The sequence below is a fragment of the Corynebacterium sp. p3-SID1761 genome, from assembly GCF_055862885.1.
Map to the genome: position 1 here is coordinate 126,292 of NZ_JBSQBJ010000003.1, position 18,447 is coordinate 144,738.

Annotated in this window: 17 protein-coding genes; 8 read left to right on the forward strand and 9 right to left on the reverse strand. The window is 59.5% G+C overall.

Annotated elements, in window-relative coordinates:
- Window positions 1-8 precede the first annotated feature (8 nt).
- The 3 genes from ACWXWJ_RS03265 to ACWXWJ_RS03275 all read right to left on the reverse strand — a co-directional run bounded on the left by ACWXWJ_RS03265 (window position 9) and on the right by ACWXWJ_RS03275 (window position 2,247).
- On the reverse strand, window positions 9-1,187 hold the full coding sequence (locus ACWXWJ_RS03265; RefSeq protein WP_473963531.1) for a glutamate--cysteine ligase: 1,179 nt from the start codon (window positions 1,185-1,187) through the stop codon (window positions 9-11).
- 49 nt (window positions 1,188-1,236) lie between these two features.
- Window positions 1,237-1,950 carry a LytR C-terminal domain-containing protein gene (locus ACWXWJ_RS03270; RefSeq protein WP_473963532.1) on the reverse strand — a complete coding sequence of 238 codons (714 nt, stop codon included), beginning with the start codon at window positions 1,948-1,950 and terminating at the stop codon, window positions 1,237-1,239.
- A gap of 87 nt (window positions 1,951-2,037) precedes the next feature.
- Window positions 2,038-2,247, reverse strand: coding sequence for a DUF3263 domain-containing protein (locus tag ACWXWJ_RS03275; protein ID WP_448306987.1), 210 nt, complete (start codon window positions 2,245-2,247; stop codon window positions 2,038-2,040).
- 25 nt (window positions 2,248-2,272) lie between these two features.
- Between ACWXWJ_RS03275 and ACWXWJ_RS03280 the strand changes: the two genes are divergently transcribed.
- From ACWXWJ_RS03280 to ACWXWJ_RS03300, 5 genes are all read left to right on the forward strand, one after another.
- Window positions 2,273-2,854: a peptide deformylase gene (locus ACWXWJ_RS03280; RefSeq protein WP_473963533.1), complete on the forward strand. Its 582-nt coding sequence runs from the start codon at window positions 2,273-2,275 to the stop codon at window positions 2,852-2,854.
- Complete coding sequence (locus tag ACWXWJ_RS03285) at window positions 2,847-3,881, forward strand: N-acetylglutamate synthase, CG3035 family (RefSeq protein ID WP_473963534.1); 1,035 nt, start codon at window positions 2,847-2,849, stop codon at window positions 3,879-3,881. The genes ACWXWJ_RS03280 and ACWXWJ_RS03285 overlap by 8 nt, the downstream gene beginning before the upstream one ends.
- Before the next feature lie 11 nt (window positions 3,882-3,892).
- Window positions 3,893-4,693: an exodeoxyribonuclease III gene (locus tag ACWXWJ_RS03290; RefSeq protein ID WP_473963535.1), complete on the forward strand. Its 801-nt coding sequence runs from the start codon at window positions 3,893-3,895 to the stop codon at window positions 4,691-4,693.
- A gap of 3 nt (window positions 4,694-4,696) precedes the next feature.
- Complete coding sequence (gene cls / locus ACWXWJ_RS03295) at window positions 4,697-6,208, forward strand: cardiolipin synthase (RefSeq protein ID WP_473963536.1); 1,512 nt, start codon at window positions 4,697-4,699, stop codon at window positions 6,206-6,208.
- A gap of 104 nt (window positions 6,209-6,312) precedes the next feature.
- Window positions 6,313-6,855: a MarR family winged helix-turn-helix transcriptional regulator gene (locus tag ACWXWJ_RS03300; protein WP_293792260.1), complete on the forward strand. Its 543-nt coding sequence runs from the start codon at window positions 6,313-6,315 to the stop codon at window positions 6,853-6,855.
- On the opposite strand, the gene ACWXWJ_RS03305 is transcribed toward ACWXWJ_RS03300, so the two are convergent.
- Together ACWXWJ_RS03305 and ACWXWJ_RS03310 are read right to left on the reverse strand one after the other, a co-directional pair.
- On the reverse strand, window positions 6,852-7,664 hold the full coding sequence (locus tag ACWXWJ_RS03305) for an ABC transporter permease (RefSeq protein WP_448306977.1): 813 nt from the start codon (window positions 7,662-7,664) through the stop codon (window positions 6,852-6,854). The genes ACWXWJ_RS03300 and ACWXWJ_RS03305 overlap by 4 nt on opposite strands.
- The gene (locus ACWXWJ_RS03310) at window positions 7,661-8,731 is read right to left on the reverse strand and encodes an ABC transporter ATP-binding protein (protein WP_448306975.1); all 1,071 of its coding nucleotides are present in this window, start codon (window positions 8,729-8,731) and stop codon (window positions 7,661-7,663) included. The genes ACWXWJ_RS03305 and ACWXWJ_RS03310 overlap by 4 nt, the downstream gene beginning before the upstream one ends.
- Before the next feature lie 76 nt (window positions 8,732-8,807).
- On the opposite strand from ACWXWJ_RS03310, the gene ACWXWJ_RS03315 reads away from it, so the two are divergent.
- The 3 genes from ACWXWJ_RS03315 to ACWXWJ_RS03325 are packed head-to-tail and all read left to right on the forward strand — an operon-like array spanning window position 8,808 to window position 13,823.
- The gene (locus ACWXWJ_RS03315; protein WP_293792256.1) at window positions 8,808-10,208 is read left to right on the forward strand and encodes a hypothetical protein; all 1,401 of its coding nucleotides are present in this window, start codon (window positions 8,808-8,810) and stop codon (window positions 10,206-10,208) included.
- Window positions 10,208-11,308 carry a transporter substrate-binding domain-containing protein gene (locus tag ACWXWJ_RS03320; protein WP_448306971.1) on the forward strand — a complete coding sequence of 367 codons (1,101 nt, stop codon included), beginning with the start codon at window positions 10,208-10,210 and terminating at the stop codon, window positions 11,306-11,308. The genes ACWXWJ_RS03315 and ACWXWJ_RS03320 overlap by 1 nt, the downstream gene beginning before the upstream one ends.
- Window positions 11,295-13,823, forward strand: coding sequence for a serine/threonine protein kinase (locus tag ACWXWJ_RS03325; RefSeq protein WP_473963537.1), 2,529 nt, complete (start codon window positions 11,295-11,297; stop codon window positions 13,821-13,823). The genes ACWXWJ_RS03320 and ACWXWJ_RS03325 overlap by 14 nt, the downstream gene beginning before the upstream one ends.
- 4 nt (window positions 13,824-13,827) lie before the next feature.
- On the opposite strand, the gene ACWXWJ_RS03330 is transcribed toward ACWXWJ_RS03325, so the two are convergent.
- From ACWXWJ_RS03330 to ACWXWJ_RS03345, 4 genes are all read right to left on the reverse strand, one after another.
- A complete protein-coding gene (locus tag ACWXWJ_RS03330) occupies window positions 13,828-15,039 on the reverse strand; it encodes an acetate kinase (RefSeq protein WP_473963538.1) in 1,212 nt (403 codons plus the stop codon).
- A 68-nt stretch (window positions 15,040-15,107) separates the two neighbouring features.
- Window positions 15,108-16,559 carry a phosphate acetyltransferase gene (pta, locus tag ACWXWJ_RS03335; RefSeq protein WP_473963539.1) on the reverse strand — a complete coding sequence of 484 codons (1,452 nt, stop codon included), beginning with the start codon at window positions 16,557-16,559 and terminating at the stop codon, window positions 15,108-15,110.
- A gap of 96 nt (window positions 16,560-16,655) precedes the next feature.
- Window positions 16,656-17,678 (reverse strand): sulfite exporter TauE/SafE family protein, encoded by a 1,023-nt coding sequence (locus ACWXWJ_RS03340; RefSeq protein WP_473963540.1) that lies wholly within the window; start codon window positions 17,676-17,678, stop codon window positions 16,656-16,658.
- Between the two features lie 9 nt (window positions 17,679-17,687).
- Entirely contained in the window at window positions 17,688-18,446 is a 759-nt protein-coding gene (locus ACWXWJ_RS03345; RefSeq protein ID WP_473963541.1) for a sirohydrochlorin chelatase, read from the reverse strand.
- Between the last annotated feature and the right edge of the window lies 1 nt (window position 18,447).

The window sequence follows — 18,447 nt, forward strand, 5'->3', positions numbered from 1 at the left end:
CTCACGAGCTATACAGACTTACGCAGCGAGTCCACCGTCAGATCTACTGCCGCGGTCCAGGCCCCTGGCTGCGTAAAGCCACCTTCTACCCCATCGTCGCCACGGGTGCGGGTGCCGGGTTCCGGCGCTGCACCGTGTGCGCGAGCTGCTGCCCGCTGCAGGGCATAGTCGCCACCGCGGGCGATAAGCCTACGTACACCCTGCAGCTCTGCCGCACAGCCCAGCTCCTCGGACAATGGCGTGAGCCTGTCCACCCATGCGTCCAACTCGTCGGTGACCAGTGCCTCATTGGTATCTCGGTCGGTAATAATCAGCGCATCCAGACCATAGCGCGCGGCCCGCCACTTGTTTTCCGCAACGTGCCAAGGCTGCAGCTTTGGCAGCTCATGACCCTCATCCAGCCTGCGCTCGAAGTACACCACTAAGCAATGGGTGTAGGCCGCGATGGCAGCAAGCTCCCACAGCTCCATCGTCGCGTCGGCAAAGCGCGTCTCGACCGTGCCGTACTTGGTGGGGCGCACATCGAAATGCATCGAACCGGTGTGATTAATCACTCCGGAACGGTCTTGATCCCGGTTAAATTCCTCCCACTGCTCCCACGACTCGAATTGATAGGGCATCCCTGCAGTCGGTAGCTGCCGGTACAGCAGTGTGCGGTTGGAGGAGTAGCCAGTATCCAGCCCTTCCCACGCGGGTGAACTAGCCGACATCGCCAAAATGTGCGGATAGTGCGTCATCAGCGCGTTGATGATAGGCCAGACCTTTTCTTTGGACCCCACGCCTACGTGTATGTGGACTCCCCAGATCAGCATTTGCCGACCCCAGTACTGAGTGCGCTCGATGATCTCCTGGTAGCTCCCCTTTTCGCTGAGCTTTTGATCTCCCCAATGCGCAAATGGGTGGGTACCTGCCGAGAACAGGTTTACGCCTATGTCATCCGCACACTCTAATAGCTGTTTCACCTGGCAGTGCAGATCCTCAACAGCCTCAGGAATCGTGGAATGCACGCTCGACACCATCTCTACGGTGTTCGCCAGAAATTCCCGGATAACCTTATGGCCTGGATGGATTTCATCCATCCGCTCCAGCAGTTCTGCGGCACGCGGTACCAGGTCGCGAGTTTCGGGGTCGACCAGGGCGACTTCCCACTCAATGCCGACAGTAGGTGCGGAACCCGGGAAGTCCATCTTGGCCCCTTAAACGGATCTAGGCAGAAGTTAAAAGAATATATTTACTTTAGCGGGGCATGTCATTTGTTGTCACAACAACCACACCCGCGGGACGCTCCCCCTCCAGCATCTTTACTCCCTCAAGGCTGCGATCCGTCACCTCATCGCGCTCACGCGCCTCGATGCCAAGATCCGAAGCAAGCTGTTCAGCCAGCTGACGTTCAGCGTCATTGCCCTTCGGGTAGAGCACCACAGACTTCGGGAACGTACCCGACTCGTCCGGTAGGTTACCCACGCCAGTCTTGTTCCACTGCTGGTCGCGCATCTTGTTAGCTACGTCGCCGGCGAGCCCTGCGATGGGGCTGTTATTAAGGACGGCAACGTAGGTGTTTTCTTTATTGACGCTACCTTCCGCCCCTGCCGCTTCACCTTCGCCTCGGTCTGCAGCGGAAGCGTTTTCGCGGCTTCCCTGTTCGTCTTCTGGCTTCGGCTTGTCAGATTCCGAAGGCGATGTCGCAGAAGCGTCCTGTTTTGCCGGAACCTGCTGGCCCTGCTGCCCCTTCTGATCCGGCTGACCCTGCTGGCTCGGCTGGCTCTGCTGACTCTGGCTAGCTTGAGGGGATTCTTCGGAGTCCTTGCTAGTCATGGAGAATACGCCCCAGCCGATCAGCAGAACGGCTACGGCGAGCAGGATCATGGCCAGGCCGCGCAGCGGCAGGCCGAGGTTCTCATCATCCGCGGAGTCGTCGAGTGCATGGCGTGGTCGATTCGATTCAGTCACGCCTCAGATTTTAACTTCTGTAACATTAGTAACAAGCCTGACACGCGCATTTTCTCCGCGCTTCACTCGAGCGCTCTAGCCAGCGCGCTACCCTTCGTCGCGGCGGCGCAACAGCATCCGCACTAACACTGGATCAAAATCCAATGCCTCCGGCCGCTCTATCAAGCGATTGAGCTGCTGGAAATAGCGCACTGGATCCACCCCGAACTCACCGCGGATATGCTCATTTTTCGCACTGTTATCCAGCCACCAGCGGCGCTCAAACTCCAAAATGGCGATCTCTCGGTCTGACAACATGGAACTAGATTCTAGACTGTCTGTTATGACCATCATGCCTATCGTCATCTGTGGCGACCCCGTCCTACATAACCCCACCACCGAGGTAGATCCTGCCGAGATCGGCGACCTCGCCACCTTGATCGAAGATATGTTCGAGACCCTCTCCGCCGCCAATGGCGTAGGGCTCGCTGCCAACCAGGTTGGCGTCAACAAAAGATTCTTTGTCTACGACTGCCCCGACACAGAACTGGGCGCAATGCGCCGCGGCTGCGTAATCAACCCGGTACTAGAAACCAGCGAGATCCCAGAGACCATGCCAGACGACGAGGAGGATGAGGAAGGCTGCCTGTCCGTCCCTGGTTATTCCTTCCCCACCGGGCGCGCCGACTGGGCACGAGTAACTGGCCTCGATGAAAACGGTGAAGAAGTTATCGTGGAAGGCACCGGTTTCTTCGCCCGCTGCCTTCAGCATGAAGTCGGGCACCTCGACGGTTTCCTATACACCGATACTCTGATTGGCCGTTGGAAGCGCAAGTCAAAGAAGGCCATCAAGGCCGAGGGCTGGGATCACGCGGGCAACACCTGGACTCCCGGCGTGGACGAGGACCCTTTCGGGCATGAATAAAGACACGACCTTCTCCGCCGCCCACGCTGGCGCGCGGCGCGTGGAGGGCTTCGGGTTCCCGATTTCCCGTCGCACCGACCCGGTGAGTATCCGGCCTGGCACACGCGTAGTGGTGCGCCACCTGGTACACAACACCGGCCAGAACACCAACACCGTTACCGATGCGATCGGTGTGCTGCGCAGCGTAAGCCCCTTGCAGGTCGACGATCTAATCATCGCCGATGAGGACGTAGTGGTGCTCAAGACTCTCAGCGCCAAGCCGGTGCGCAACAGCGATATCCGCGCTCTGGAAACGGCAAAAGCGGCCGCGTTCCCCGGCATCGATAACCAACTGATTGGCGGGTGGCTGGCGCGCGCAGGCGATGGCATCACCGAACGCAGCAACTCTGCGGTGCCGATCGGCCCCAATGCCGGCCTGCAAGAAGTTCCTTTGACCCAGCTGGAGGAGTTCTATAGCTCCCACGGACTTCCCTGCCAACTAATGATCCCCGATCGAATCGGACGCGCCGCCGAGCATCTCCCAGGTCAGCGGGGACCAGAGATCCTCGTTATGAGCAAAGAACTGGGGCAACGTCATACCTCGGACCCAAACGGTCACCTCCAGATCCCCTCTCTAACCGACGCGGGCGTGGAACTGACTGTGGATGCAGAACCCGATGCTGAGTGGTTTTCCATGTACAAGTTCCGCGGACAACCCCTCCCACGGAAAGCACTGGACCTGCTGAGCCACCGTATCGACGGACAGCTGGGCTTCGCACGCCTCACCGTCGACGACAATCTCGCAGCCATCGCCCGCGCCACCATCACCAATGGATGGCTAGGCTATTCCGCCGTCGCAGTTACACCCACCTACCGCCGTCGCGGTCTGGGAACCCTACTGTGCCAACATCTTCTGGATTGGGGCGCCGCCAACGGTGCCACCCAAGCCTATTTGGATGTCATAGACTCCAACACCGCCGGAAAAGCCCTGTACCACAAGCTCGGATTCAGCGAACACCACCGCAGTCGTAGTTTGCGTACACGCTAGAATGCTTAACCATGCGTATCGCCACGTGGAACATCAATTCTGTCCGCACCCGCGAGGAAAGGGTGCGTGCATTTCTGCAGCGCAGCGACGTTGACGTGCTATGTCTGCAGGAAACCAAGTGCACCGACAAACAGTTCCCGGACTTTTCCGACACGGGCTACGAGCAAGCTCACTTCGGCCTCCATAGCTTCAACGGTGTCGCCATCTTGTCGCGGGTGGGGCTCGAAGATGTCCAGACCGACTTCGGCCAACCCGGCTTCGACAAGGATCTGGACGCCACACAGTCCCTGGAAGCGCGCGCCATTGGCGCTATCTGCGGTGGCGTGGAGATCTGGAGCCTATACGTTCCGAATGGCCGAGAGATCGCGGATCCGCACTACTCCTACAAGTTGCGGTGGCTCGATGCCCTCGCGAAATACGCCAGTGGCGCGGGCGTGGGGGCGTCACAAAGAAAGAGCAGCCACAAGTTATGCCTGGTCGGCGACTACAACATCGCCCCGCGCGACGTGGACGTATGGGATCGCAGCTACTTCAACGGAAGGACGCACGTAACCCCCAATGAGCGCGCCCGCCTGCGTGCTTTAGAGGATGCGGGAATGCAGGCCGCGACGGACCTGGTGGCCGACGAATACACCTACTGGGATTACCAGGCCATGCGCTTCCAAAAGGGCGAGGGGATGTGCATCGACCTGCAGTACTCCCGCGGTATCACCCCTACAGGCGCTCAGGTCGATCGCGATGAGCGCAAGGGCAAAGGTGCCTCCGACCACGCACCCGTGATCGTGGACTACGACTCAGACGGTGAGGCATAAGCCATGCCCCTCCCCGACCTCCTCGGCCTGTTTAGCCAGTTCACCGACGACTTGGAATGGTGGCAGGTCACGCTGGTTGTTCTGGACTACATGCTCAAGGTCTTTGCCCTCGGCTGGGTTCCTAAAGAACGACGCCCAACGTCTGCCATGGCCTGGCTTCTCGCCATATTCCTGATCCCCTTCCTTGGCATTTTCCTATTCCTACTAATGGGATCACCAGCGATCAACCGACGTCGTCACCGCATCCAGAACCAGGCGAACGAACTGATCCGCACGATGAGCTCCAACGAACCCGACGTACCCGAAGAAAGCGAACTCAGTGACGAGCTGCGCTCGCTGGTGCGCCTCAATCGCGAGTTGACAGCTCTGCCTGCCGTCGACGGGACGATGACTGCACTGCACTCGGAGTATCAGGAATCGATTGCTGCAATGACCCGCGCTGTCGACTCGGCCAAAGATTACGTCAACGTCGAGTTTTACATCATGGCCTGGGATGATACGACTGCACCTTTCTTCGAGGCACTGGGCCGAGCCGCGCAACGTGGGGTGACGGTGCGCGTGCTGTGGGATCACATCGGCGCCCACAAGTACAAGGGCAACAAGAAGCTGGGCAAGAAGCTGCGCGCTATGGGTGTGGACTGGCAAGTTATGCTGCCGCTGCAACCACTGAAGTGGCGCTTCCGCCGTCCCGATCTGCGCAACCACCGCAAACTGGTGGTCGTGGATGGCCGGGTCGCATTCATGGGTTCACAGAACATGATCGAGGCACCCTATCAAAGCTCAAAGAACCACAAGATCGGCCGTGAATGGGTAGACGTCATGGCGGAGCTCACCGGCCCGATCGTCAGCACCATCAACTCTGTGTTCGCCGTGGACTGGTACACCGAGACCAATGAAGAACTGAACCTCATCAACCCCACGGATGCCAAACAGCGATTGGACACGAACAATGAGGACACCGGCGCTGACATCATGCAGGTCGTGCCCTCCGGTCCAGGGTTTACCACCGAGCCAAACCTGCGCCTTTTCACTTCCATCGCCCATCATGCAAAGCACACGCTGCGGCTGATCAGCCCGTATTTCATCCCTGATGAGTCCCTCATGGAAGCCGTGACCACGGCTTGCTACCGCGGGGTGCGGGTGGAGCTATATGTTTCCGAGAAGTCGGACCAACCGCTGGTGGGGCATGCCCAGGCTTCGTACTACTCCGAGCTTTTAAAGGCCGGTGTGCACATGTACCTATACCCCTACCCGAAAGTGCTGCACTCCAAGTTCGCCATTGCCGATGGCGAGGTGGCTGTGATGGGCAGCTCCAACATGGACATGCGCAGCTTTGGCCTGAACTACGAGATCTCTTTGATGGTCGGCAAGGGCGAGTTACTCAATGCACTGCGAGAGCTCACTAACGAATACAAAGAACGCTCGGCGCTGTTGACCGAGGAGCAATGGAGTACGCGCCCGCTCCACAAGCAGTACGTGGATAACGTTGCCCGTCTCACCAGTGCTTTGCAATAAGTAACTTTCATTATTGCCAATTAACGCAATAGCACTTTTGCCGTCATATAGGGTGATTCACAAGCTACTAAGAACGTCCGAACGCTAAAAGAGAGTATCGCCTGATGACCCCGTCACCCCAGAAGCCGCCACAGACGCCTTCCCACCCTCCGGTACGCGGACGTAAGGCACCCGAAATTCTGCCGGAGATCGACGTCGCAGAGATCGCCACCGCAGTGTACGACTTTCTTTCCGCCACGCGACGTTTGATGGAGCGTCCCAACCAGTCGCTGGAGATCTCCCAGTCGGAGATCGAGGTGCTGCAGTTCATCTCTCAACACCCCGGATGCGGAGTATCGGACGTGGCACGTCTGCGTTTCCTCCGCGCTTCCAATGTCTCGGCAACGGTGCGCCGCCTCATCAATGCGGGGCTTATCCGCCGGCAGGCTAACCCGGAGGACAAACGCGCCCAGGATCTCTATCTCACGGACGATGGCGTGGATATGATGAACTCCATTACTGACGAGTGGGCGCTTATTATCACCAAGGCCACCGACCGGATGGATGCCCGCGATATCGCCAAGCTACGCCGTGGTGTGCCCGCCCTACGAAACCTTTCTTTGGCAGCCGAGTCGCTGGTGGATGACCTTCAGCGCAATCCAGACTAAGCGTCGCGCTTCTTCAGCATTACAAGCCCGACCAAGAACAGCACCACGCACCACGCAGCGAAGTACAGAATCGAACCCGTCTGCCCCCAAGGCGCATCTTCAAGATCACGCATGCCGGTAAACGCATCGGCGTTGGTAAAGGGCATGTACGGCGGCAGCCAATCGCGCACCTTGGGTACGAGCTGCACCAGAGTGCCCTCAATTACCAGGTTCCACAGCAGCATAATGGCAATGCCACCAGCGGTATTGCGAACAAGGTAGCCCACACCGATGGCCGCTGCAATGGTCAGCAGCACGAAGATTTCAATACGACCGACGCGTTCCCACAGGCCGTCAGCACCTAGGCCGGCTTTGCTCAGTAATTCCTGATCTTCGAGCTTCCAGCCCAGCGACCAGCGGGCGATGATGGTACCCAGGACATTGGAAATGAAGGCCACCACGGATGCCACCACGCCATAAACCACAAACTTCGCGAACGGCACCTGCCAACGAGTCGGCGTAGCCAGCAGGGTGGTCTTGCTTGTGTTCGCACCGTATTCGGTGGTCACCAGCATGACTGCCTGGATCATGACGATCATCATGCCGAAGGAGAGGAAGCCGCTCAGTCCCATGCTGGAATCAATCGACCCAGCGACGCTAAGGTACAGCTCCGGATCCTTCTTGGCATCTTCACTGGTCAACAACGATCCGGTCATCATACCGTTGAGCAGCGCGAAGCCCAGGGAGAAGAACAGGATCAGCCCTGTGGTCCACCACAGCGCCTTTGTACTGCGGAGCTTGATCCACTCCGAATTAATGACCCTCATCATTTCTTGTCCCCTTCCTTCTTCAGGCGTACAGCGTTACCGGTTTCTTTTTGACGCTCTTCCGACGGCTCAGATTTCTTGGCATCCCTGACATCTTTGTCTTTTTTGCCGTCGGCACCGTCTTGCGCCTTCGGGGCTCCGCCCTTCGCTGACTCGACATTTGCGTGGTACTCCACATGCTCCTGAGTCATGCGCAGGTATGCATCCTCCAGGCTCGGACGCTTCTCGGACAGTTCTCGCAGACGCAGTCCATAGCTGTACGCCAAGGCACCCACCCAGTCGCTCTCCTGCTGCGGGATGGTAATGGTCGGACGGCCGTCAAGATCCGTGCCCAACTCGTAACGCATCTTTTCTTCCGTCAGCGCTGCCTTCATCTCCTCGACGTGGTCGGTGCGCACAACAGTGGAGACCTCAGAGGTGGACTTAATAAACTCGTGAGTGCGTTGGTTAGCAACCAGACGTCCCTTGCCGATCACGATGAGGTGGTCGGCAGTCTGTGCCATCTCACTAAGCAAGTGCGAACTGATGAGGACTGTGCGACCCTCACGTGCCAGCGCGCGGACGAAGTCACGCACCCAGCGGATACCCTCCGGATCCAAGCCGTTAACGGGCTCGTCCAGGATCAAAACCTCCGGGTCGCCCAGCAACGCACAGGCCAGACCTAGGCGCTGGCCCATACCCAGCGAAAACTTGCCGGCCTTACGCCCTGCCACATCGCTGAGCCCCACGACGCCCAGCACCTCATCCACACGCTTCTTGGAAAAGCCATTGGCTGCAGCGACCCATTGCAGGTGCGCAGCGGCGCTGCGGTTGGGGTGAACCCACTTGGCATCCAGCAGCGTGCCTACCTTCTCTAAAGGGCGGGCGAACTCGGAGTACGCCTTGCCATCAATACGGGCAGTCCCCTTCGTCGGCTTATCCAAGCCAACGATCATGCGCATCGTGGTGGACTTGCCAGCACCATTAGGCCCCAAGAAACCAGTAACGATTCCGGGAGAGACCTCAAAGTTCAAATCATCGACTACCGTGGTGCCCTTATAGGCTTTGGTAAGAGAACTGACCGTAATCATGGGTTCTAGTGTGCCATACTAAGTCACCTTTAAGCAGACTTTATGGACGCGGAATTACTTAGTCCGTATATACTTTATGGCTATGCCCCCAGTGACTGCGTTCGAGGCAGACCGGTGGATGGACAGCGATGAGCACCCCACCGGTCGTGGCAGGTCGTTTAAGGGGTTCGTGAACCCGGCGTTGGAAGCGCCGCGACGGTTCTTAAGATTCGCCTCCACATCCCCCGGGCTCCTCACTATCGTCTCCACCATTTTGGTGATGGCTATTCTCGCGGCGGGCGGAGCCATGGTCTACAGCTCGCAAAGCCGTCAATCGCAGCTAAACACTCTGGTCAGCCGAACCGAGCCATTGTCGGACGCAGCACAGGAGCTCTTTAATTCGCTGTCCGTAGCCGATTCGGTGGCCACCACCAGCTTCCTTCGAAAGTCCACTAGCGACACAGCTACGCAGGCCTATGATTCCGCAATGTCGAACGCCTCGTCCTCCATCATCCGCGCTACCAGTGGCATCGACGATATTGAGTCGCGGGAAATGGAATTGGTGCTGCAGATCCAGAACTCGCTGCCGGACTACACCAGGCTGATGTCCAATGCGCAGACACACGATCGTCTGCGAAACCCCGTTGGCGCCTCGTATCTCTCCCAGGCCTCCACCCTGATGCAGGAAACGATGCTGCCCGCCGCCCAGGAGCTTTATTCCCGCACTTCCGAGGAAGTCTCCACCCAGCAGGGGAAGCTCTCCGCTCCCCTCTGGTTCCCCCTCTCCGGCATCGTGGCGGCACTCATCATGTTGATGATTGCCCAGTTCTGGCTCGCAGCATTAACCAATAGGCGCCTCAACATCGGATACGTTGCGGCTACGGGGCTTATGCTGTTCGCCCTCGTATGGGCGTCAATAAGCGCCGCCCTGACGTGGCACGCCGGTAACCAAAACGTGGAGGGCACCGTGCGACCACTCGAGCAGCTCACTGCTGTGCGCATTTCCGTGCAGCAGTCGCGTACCCAGGAAGCGCTGGGATTGATTCAGCGCGACTACGGCGAGGATCGCCAACAGGAGTTCTCGGAAGCAATGTCGGATATCGACGGAAAGTTGGAGTCGCTCCGCAGCCAAGTTAGCCACCCCGAGCACATCGATACCGCCCGCGAAGCTCTCCGCTCCTGGGATGCCTCACACGCAAAGATGGTCTCCGAACTGCAAAATGGACGGTACACCGAGGCTCTTGCTGCAGCGCTGGACACGAATGTGCCGGACGGCAAAAAGAAAGTTCACAACTCGGGCGAGGACACCTCTGACTACACCATCGTCGACAAGGAAATGCAGGAGCTCATCAGCAGCACCCGCACGGAGCTGCGCGATACGCTAGTCGAAGGTCGCACTGCCGCTGGTCGCGTGACTAACCTGGTGCTGGCTCTAACGGTCGTGTCCGCACTGTGCGTCATCGGCGGAACCAGGCCCCGACTGCAGGAGTTCCTCTAATGAGACAGCACACCTCGCGAAAAACAACGTTTCGGCCAGTGGCTGCAGCGCTCGCCGTCACCGCACTCGCCGTCACCTCCGCGTGCACAGAAGAGAGCCCGCGTTTGCCTGAATGGCCTACCGTTCGGCACGACGCCAGCGAGAATCTTCCCTACGGGGCAACGTACGCGAAGCCGAGCGAGGTGCCGAGCGATGGTGACGCCGCAGCGGATGCGAATGCGAGCATCGACAACACAGGCACGGAGGAACCGTTTGGCTCGATCAAGCCGGATAACCGTGAGCCGAAGGAGCGTATTCCGGAGATCATGCGCCGGGGTCGCCTTATCGTCGGCGTGGCCCAATCGCTCAACCGCCTGGGCTTCCGCGATCCCGTTTCCGGGGACGTGGCTGGATTCGAGGTCGACTTGGCACGGGAGATCGCCCGCGATATCTTCGGCGATCCCAACAAAATCGAGTTCCGCTACGTGGAAAGCCGCGAGCGCGCTGAGGCACTAAAGAGCGGCGACGTGGACGTTGTTGTACGTACGATGTCGCCGACCCGCTCACGCCAGTCGAAACTCGAGTTTTCTATCCCCTACCTGCAGGTTCATTCGCGCCTTTTGGTCTTGAGCGATTCCAAGATCGAGAGTTTTGCCGATCTGCATGACAAGACGGTGTGTGTCACGCGCGATTCGACCTCCGCGGTGCGCATCAAGCAATACGATGTAGGCCGACTCCTACTCACCCGCGCATGGACTGATTGTTTGATGGCCATGCAACGCTTCCAAACGGACGCTATCTATACCGATGACGCCATCCTCACCGGCCTGCAGGCTCAGGATCCCTACACCACTCTCGTGGCTGACAACCCCGTGTCCAACTACTATGCGGTAGCCGTATCGCCCCCGGGCTTCCCGAAGAATACGACGGGACTGATGATGCAGGTGAACTCCACCATGGAAAGAATCCGCCGAGATGGGACGTGGAGGGACCTTTATGACAAATGGCTGGCGGACTACTTAGGGCCGGCGTCATCCCTACCGATCAAATACCGCAGCGAAGAAGAGTCGAAGGAACTTAACAAGATCCGGCGAAAGGCGAATGGCGATGCAGCAGGATAACGAGCATCCAAGCGAACCTGAGGACCGCACCGAAGCGGTGCTGTATGACCCCTTCGCTGACGACGAGGATAGCGAGCCTACTGTGGTTACCGAGGCTACCGACGCCACTGACGCAACCGACGCTACCGAAGCTGAGGAGCGCACCGAAGCCGTCACCTTTGACCCCTTCGCTGACGACGAGGAGGACAGCGAAGACAAAGACGGGGACGCAGACGAAGACACAGAAGAGCACACAGAAGCCGTCGCCTTCGATCCTTTCGCCGATGACGAAGACACGGACGCAACAATCCAACACACGGTACCGGCCGGCACGCCGGCCAGTGCGATGGATTCGGGTGAACGTTCCCGTATCGAGGCGCTGTCGACGTTCCGCAAACGGCGCGGAACGTACCGCCACGGAGCGTCGGTGGCTGACGGCATGGTGCAGCTGCCGTTCATCCTGCCTACCGACCCTGAAGACGCAGTCATCGACCCCAGTTCTGCGGTCGAGAAGGGCGTGGAGGCCCCTACCCTGAAGCCGGGTGACATCATCGCTGGCCAGTACGAAATCCTAGGCCCCATCGCACACGGTGGCTTGGGATGGGTGTACATCGCCATCGACCACAACGTCGCCGACCGCTATGTGGTTCTCAAAGGCATGATGGCCACAAAGAACGAGCAGGAACGAGCTGTCGCCGAATCCGAACGGGCATTCCTGGCGGACATTACACACCCCGGAATCGTGAAGATTTTCAACTTCATCGACGACCCCCGCTCCCCGGGCGGTTTCATCGTGATGGAGTACGTCGGCGGGCCGTCGCTGCGCGGGCAGCGGCGCAAGTTGGCGGCAGGCGTGCTGGATCTAGACGTGGCCATCGGCTACATTCTGGAAATCCTGCCAGCGCTTGACTATCTGCACTCCCGCGGAGTGGTGTACAACGACCTGAAGCCGGACAACATTCTGATCACCGAAGATCAGGTGAAGCTCATTGATCTGGGAGCAGTGACAGGCATCGGTGCTTTCGGCCATATTTTCGGAACGAGGGGCTTTCAGGCTCCCGAGATTGCAAAGACCGGCCCTACCATCGCCAGTGATATTTACTCGGTTGGTCGCACCCTCGCCGCGCTGATTGTAAAGCTGCCGGTAGTCGATGGAGTGTACGCACCGAAGCTGCCAACCCCGGACGAGGAACCACTGTTCCGCGAGTACCTTTCGCTATATCGCCTGCTACTGCGGGCTACGGACGAAGATCCGGACGTGCGTTTTAGCTCCGCGACGGCTATGGCGAACCAGCTGATCGGCGTGCTGCGCGAGATTCTGGCCATCCGCGACGGGCGCCACTACCCACACCTCAATACTCGCTTTACCGCGCAGCGCAGCACGTTCGGCACCAAGCACATCCTGTTCCGCACCGACCAGCTGGTTGATGGTGTGGTGCGGTCTGCGGAGATCTCCGTGCCGGAGGTCATTAGCGCGTTACCAACCCCGCTGGCCGATTCCAGCGATCCCGGTTATAGGCTGCTATCTGCCACTAGCTTTACCGAGGCCGGCGACCTTTTGGATACCCTTCACGCTGCGTACACCCAACCAGAGTTGAAGCATTCCGTGGAGATTCCCCTGGCCATGGTGCGCGCGCAGTTGGACGTCGGCAAGACGCGCGAGGCCCAAGACCTCCTGGCGGAACTGAAACCACGGTTGGAAAATGATTGGCGCTTCCAATGGCACTCGGGAATCGCTGCTCTTTTGACCGGACAGTTCGCCGCGGCACAGAAGTTCTTCAACAGGGTGCTGTACATCCTGCCTGGTGAGCCTGCACCGAAGCTGGCGCTGGCCGCCACCGATGAACTCCTGCTGCAGCAGCAGGGCGTGAACTCGACGAAGCTGCTGAGCGAGCATGTTGCGCGCGCAGCCTCTGCCCTGGCTTATGCCCAACGGCTACCAGTGAAGGACTACACAGGCGTGCCCGGTTGGGAACATGTCACGCTCGATCCGGTCTCGCTCCGCTTCCATGCAATGCGTCTATACGGCCTGGTATGGGCAACGAACCCCTCCACAGTGTCAAGTGCGTTTGGCCTGGCTCGGCAGCTACATGCGGAGGGAATGGTCGATTCAGCCGTGGGTGCGCTCGACCGCCTGCCCCAGGCTTCGCGGCACAATCGTTTGGCGCGGTTGACGTCTATTTTGCTGCTTATTTCTGACGCCAATAGTCTCACGGAGTCCCGTATCCGCCGTGCGGCACGACGTTTGGAAACGCTGCCGACTAACGAGCCGCGCCTGGCTCAGGTTCGGATCGCGGTGCTCAGCGCGGGGCTGACATGGTTGCAAGGCAGCAGCGACCCCACGGGGACGCACAACACTAAGGAAAAGAGGCATGCTGCAGCCGCGCCTCTGTTTGACGTGCGCTTTACCGAGCGGGGCCTGCGCACCGGTTTGGAATCAAGCCTGCGCCTGCTAGCTCGCCAGGCTCCGTTCCCCCGCCACCGGTATCACCTGGTGGACATGGCGAACCGGATCCGCCCACGAACCTGGCTCTAAACAGTTACTGCTGCTCGGCCAGTGCCGTGGCCTGGCGCGCAATCGCCAGTTCCTCGTTCGTCGGTACTACGAAAACCTTCACCGCAGAATCATCAGTCGAGATCTCACGGGCACCCACGATCCCCTCGGAGTTTTCATTACGTGCCTCGTCAATCTCAATACCGAAGTTCTGCAGGTCTGCCATAGCATCGCGGCGCACCTGCGTCGCGTTCTCACCCACTCCAGCGGTGAACACAATCGCATCCACACCGCCCAGGATCAACATGTAGGAACCAATGAATCGCCGCAGCGCGTGGATGTACACGTCGTAGGCCAGCTGCGCATTCTCATCGCCGTCCTCGATCAGATCTTTCAGCTCGCGGAAGTCGTTCACCCCGGCCATGCCCTTCAGACCGGACTCGCGGTTCAGCAACTTATCGATCTGATCCACCGTCATCCCACCGGAGCGCGCCAGGTGGAAAATAATGCCGGGGTCAATGTCACCGGAACGGGTGCCCATAACCACGCCGGCTAGGGGCGTCAATCCCATCGTCGTATCGATAGCCTCACCGCCACGAATCGCGGCGGCGGAAGCACCGTTACCCAAGTGCAAAGTAATCTGCTTGATTTCCTCGGCGGGCTTATCCAGCAGTGCCGGCACCTTGGCGGAGACGTACTCGTGGCTTGTGCCATGGAAGCCATAGCGGCGAATGTCGTATTCCTCGGCGACGTCCTTCTTGATCGCGTAGTTCGCAGCGTGTTCGGGCAGCGTAGAGAAGAACGCGGTATCGAACACGGCGACGTGCGGGACGTGTTCCAGCAGCGCTCGGGCGTTTTCGATGCCGTCGATATTGGCCGGATTGTGTAGCGGCGCGAGTGGGATCAGTTCCCGCAGTTGCTCGATCACGTCGTCGTCGATCAGCACGGGCTCGGTGAATGTTGCCCCACCGTGAACTACACGGTGTCCGGCTGCGACCAGGTCGAGGTCTTGGGGACCGACGCCCAGAAGCGTCATCATGCCGAAAGCGCGTTCTAGGCCAACAGAGTGGCTCAGGATGGGACGGTTATCTTCCATCTTCGACGTCTCCGTCTGAATCTGGATGTGTCCCTTCTTCTCTCCGATCTTCTCGACGATGCCGGAGACAAAAGGATCCGCCGTCACATCGGCTTCTGGGTCGAGCACTTGGAATTTGATGGAACTAGATCCCGAGTTGAGAACGAGTACGTACTTGGTCATTGGTTCTTAATCTTCTCTCTTCTTCTGCTGCGTTCGCTGCCTGCGGCGCGTTCGCGTGGCCTGAAGCTCTATTTGGCCTGGATGGCGGTAATGGCCACGGTGTTTACGATGTCCGGCACGGTCGCGCCACGCGACAGGTCGTTCACCGGCTTGTTCAGACCCTGCAGGATCGGCCCCACGGCCAGTGCGTCGGCGGTGCGCTGTACGGCCTTGTAGGTGATGTTTCCGCAGTTCAGATCCGGGAAAATAAACACGGTAGCCTGGCCGGCAACAGCGGAGCCGGGTAGCTTTTTCTGGCCGACGGATTCCACTACCGCAGCGTCGAACTGCAGCGGGCCATCCAATTGCAGTTCCGGGTTGTTCTCCTGAGCCTTCTTTACAGCAGCGGCGACGGCTTCAACATCCGCGCCTGCGCCGGAGGTGCCTGTGGAGTAGCTCAGCATCGCCACCTTCGGCTCGATGCCGAACTGGGCGGCGGTCTGCGCGGATACTGCTGCGATCTCCGCCAACTGGTCGGGGGTGGGGTTCGGGTTCACGGCGCAGTCGCCGAAAGCCCACAGCACGCCGTCCATGACCATAAGGAAGATGGAGCTAACCACCGAGGAACCCGGCGCGGTCTTGATGATCTGGAAGGAGGGCTTGATGGTGTGTGCAGTGGTGTGTGCGGCACCGGAGACCATGCCATCGGCAATTCCCTTGTGCACCATCATCGTTGCGTAGTAGCTAATGTCGCGCATCGTCTCGCGCGCCTGATCCAAAGTCACTCCCTTGTGCTTGCGCAGCTCGGCGAATTCGGTGGCGAATTCCTCCAGCTGGTCACCAGCGGTGGGGTCGGTCAGCGTGGCACCGGACAGATCCAACCCCAGCTCCTTCGCACGGCTGGCGATATCATCCGGGTTACCGAGGATCGTCAGCTTGCACACCTTGGCGCGCAGCAGCTGGTCTGCTGCGGTGAGGATGCGGTCGTCTTCGCCCTCTGGCAGCACGATGTGTGCATTCTTCTCGCGCGCCTTGATCAGCAGGTTCCGCTCGAAGAGCTCTGGGCCGATCACCGGCTCCTTCTGCCCTTCAATGGTGGCAATGTCTTCCAGCGCAACGTGGCGAATCGCTTTGCCCTCGGCTTCAACGGCATTGGAGCCTGCCGACCCAGCTGCGGCGGTGGCGTCCACAAAAGAGATACCGGCAGGTGTGCGACCTGAGCGCACAAGCTGTCCCGAGGCAAGCTGTAGGGCCGTGGCATCCGCGGTGCTTCCCGCTAGCAGGTAGTGGGAGGCGCCGGCAGCCGCAGCCAGCCGCGAATCGAAGTTGATCTCGCCGGTGCCCAACAACACCGCACCGCTAGTGTCCGCACCATAGGCCGCGTCGAGGGCGGCGGCGAAGTCCGGGGCGGAGGGGCGAATGTTGTCGAAGATGTCGATGGCGCCTGCCTCCCCCAGGGCGTCCACAATGTCGGAGCGTCGCGCAGCGGCGCTAGCTATCGGCGAGATGACGGTATTGGTGCCAGCAGTTCCGTTAGACACAGCTCACAAACCTTCCTTAATGGAGTTCTATTTAACTTCCATTGTGCCTTGGACAGCACCTCACTGGCGATACTTGCGTGGAAGGTTTGTCCTTCCCTACCCCCTGGCGCGCGTCTTTTCGCGCTGTCGCTGTGTAGCTTCGTCTCGCTCTACTGTGTCTCGACGCCCACTCGTCTGTCGCTCCGGGGTGTCAGTTTCGCTATATGCGTTGCGCTGCTGAGAGTTATCCGGTTCTGGGTCATCCCCGGTCAACGAGCGTTCCAGCAGGGAGCGCTTGCGCACAACAACGAGGGCAATGATTACGGCCAAGCCGATGAGGATCACGCCAACCACCCCAAGAAAACCGAAGTAATTCACCAGGCGCGTGGAGTTCAGCAGCATCAGCAGAGCGCCAACGACACCACCGAGTACTTCTGGCTTCATAATGGTCACGATCCAGGCGGCGATGGGAGCCGCAATGGCGCCGCCGACGAGGAGGCCGACGACCGGCTGCCAGTTTTCCGCCAATTCAGACCCCATGCCCGCGAAGAATCCAGCAGTGGCGGAGAGGGCGACCAGGAATTCGGCGGTATTGACGGTGCCGATGATGCGTCGCGGTTCTGCCTTGCCCACGCTCATCAGGGTAGAAGTAGTGACGGGTCCCCAGCCTCCACCGCCGGAGGCGTCGAGGAACCCACCGGCCAGGCCCAGCCCCGCTAAACCAAAGCGGGAACGGCGGGTGGTGGATACCGGTTGAGTGTCCTCCCCCTTCTTCCACGGCACGGCAACACTGCGCACGAGAACATACGCACCCAGCAGCACCAATAGGGTGGAGACGACGGGTTCTGCGGCTTTGGTGGAAAGGTTACTGAGCACATAAGCACCCATGAAGGCGCCGATGGCTCCAGGCACCCCAAGAGCTAGCACGGTTGGCCAGTGGACGTTCTTTAGCCTCCAGTGGGAAAGGCCGGAGAAAAGCGTGGTGCCGACCTCGGCCAGATGCACGGCGGCGGAGGCGTGGGCAGGTCCCAGGCCGGAGAAAATCAGAAGTGTCGTTGCCGTGACGCCGAATGCCATGCCCAGCGCACCGTCGACTAATTGCGCTATCACGCCGACCAGAGCGAAAATCAAGATCTTCATGGGTTAGTCCTAGAAAGTTGTGGGGGAAGAATGTCTTTGCAGTGCGCTAAAGGCGCGATCAACCACGACCGGGGCGATCGCGTCACCTAGATGGCGCGTACACTTCCGGCCGTGCGGCATTCGGTTTTTGGCTCTATCCCAGAGCAGGCCAGGACTAACGAACAAGGGGACGGTGACGGTGTGATCGTCTGCGAAGTTCAACAGAGCGTCCGTATCACTACCGGGGTGGTTTCCAGTGGCGACGAAGGCGCGGGTGTGACGCATCTTCAGCCGGGAGCCGACGCGGCTGGCGAACTCGGCGATTCCCTCGTTGGCGCCGGGTTGGCTGGATCCCACGGAGTACAGAGCGAGTTTGTCGATGTTCGAAGCGCTTCCGGCAGTGTCGGCAAGATACTGAGCCGTAAAGTCGGCCACCAGCGCTTCCATGTCAGCACCGGTTCCCAAGCCATCAGCTAGGTGGAGCGTAAGCCCTGTGGAAGAGGTGGCGTCGATAGATTCTGCAGCTTCGGCAATAGCAGCGGGGACATCGTGGCGAGCGTGGAAAGCCCTAGTGAAGAGCAGTGGAACCACCACAGCCTCGGTGTACCCCGCTGCCACAATGCGATGGGCAACGGTAGCGAGGGTGGCTGGGTGGAAGTCCAAGAAAGTGGCGAAGGCCGGCACCCCAGTGCTAGCGGAAATGCGCGCGGCGATGTCGAATACCGCCTGATCCGCCTGTGGGTGGCGGGATCCATGAGCTAAGCAAATGATGGGTACCGGGCCGGTCATG

Excerpts from the sequence above, each read along its gene's own strand:
- ACWXWJ_RS03290 (WP_473963535.1), top strand. The coding sequence starts at position 3,893 with ATGCGTATCGCCACGTGGAACATCAATTCTGTCCGCACCCGCGAGGAA.
- ACWXWJ_RS03275 (WP_448306987.1), bottom strand. The coding sequence starts at position 2,247 with ATGTTGTCAGACCGAGAGATCGCCATTTTGGAGTTTGAGCGCCGCTGG.
- ACWXWJ_RS03320 (WP_448306971.1), top strand. The coding sequence starts at position 10,208 with ATGAGACAGCACACCTCGCGAAAAACAACGTTTCGGCCAGTGGCTGCA.
- ACWXWJ_RS03305 (WP_448306977.1), bottom strand. The coding sequence starts at position 7,664 with ATGATGAGGGTCATTAATTCGGAGTGGATCAAGCTCCGCAGTACAAAG.
- ACWXWJ_RS03325 (WP_473963537.1), top strand. The coding sequence starts at position 11,295 with ATGCAGCAGGATAACGAGCATCCAAGCGAACCTGAGGACCGCACCGAA.
- ACWXWJ_RS03340 (WP_473963540.1), bottom strand. The coding sequence starts at position 17,678 with ATGAAGATCTTGATTTTCGCTCTGGTCGGCGTGATAGCGCAATTAGTC.
- ACWXWJ_RS03285 (WP_473963534.1), top strand. The coding sequence starts at position 2,847 with ATGAATAAAGACACGACCTTCTCCGCCGCCCACGCTGGCGCGCGGCGC.
- ACWXWJ_RS03265 (WP_473963531.1), bottom strand. The coding sequence starts at position 1,187 with ATGGACTTCCCGGGTTCCGCACCTACTGTCGGCATTGAGTGGGAAGTC.
- ACWXWJ_RS03280 (WP_473963533.1), top strand. The coding sequence starts at position 2,273 with ATGACCATCATGCCTATCGTCATCTGTGGCGACCCCGTCCTACATAAC.
- cls (WP_473963536.1), top strand. The coding sequence starts at position 4,697 with ATGCCCCTCCCCGACCTCCTCGGCCTGTTTAGCCAGTTCACCGACGAC.
- ACWXWJ_RS03310 (WP_448306975.1), bottom strand. The coding sequence starts at position 8,731 with ATGATTACGGTCAGTTCTCTTACCAAAGCCTATAAGGGCACCACGGTA.
- ACWXWJ_RS03300 (WP_293792260.1), top strand. The coding sequence starts at position 6,313 with ATGACCCCGTCACCCCAGAAGCCGCCACAGACGCCTTCCCACCCTCCG.
- ACWXWJ_RS03345 (WP_473963541.1), bottom strand. The coding sequence starts at position 18,446 with ATGACCGGCCCGGTACCCATCATTTGCTTAGCTCATGGATCCCGCCAC.
- ACWXWJ_RS03315 (WP_293792256.1), top strand. The coding sequence starts at position 8,808 with ATGGCTATGCCCCCAGTGACTGCGTTCGAGGCAGACCGGTGGATGGAC.
- ACWXWJ_RS03330 (WP_473963538.1), bottom strand. The coding sequence starts at position 15,039 with ATGACCAAGTACGTACTCGTTCTCAACTCGGGATCTAGTTCCATCAAA.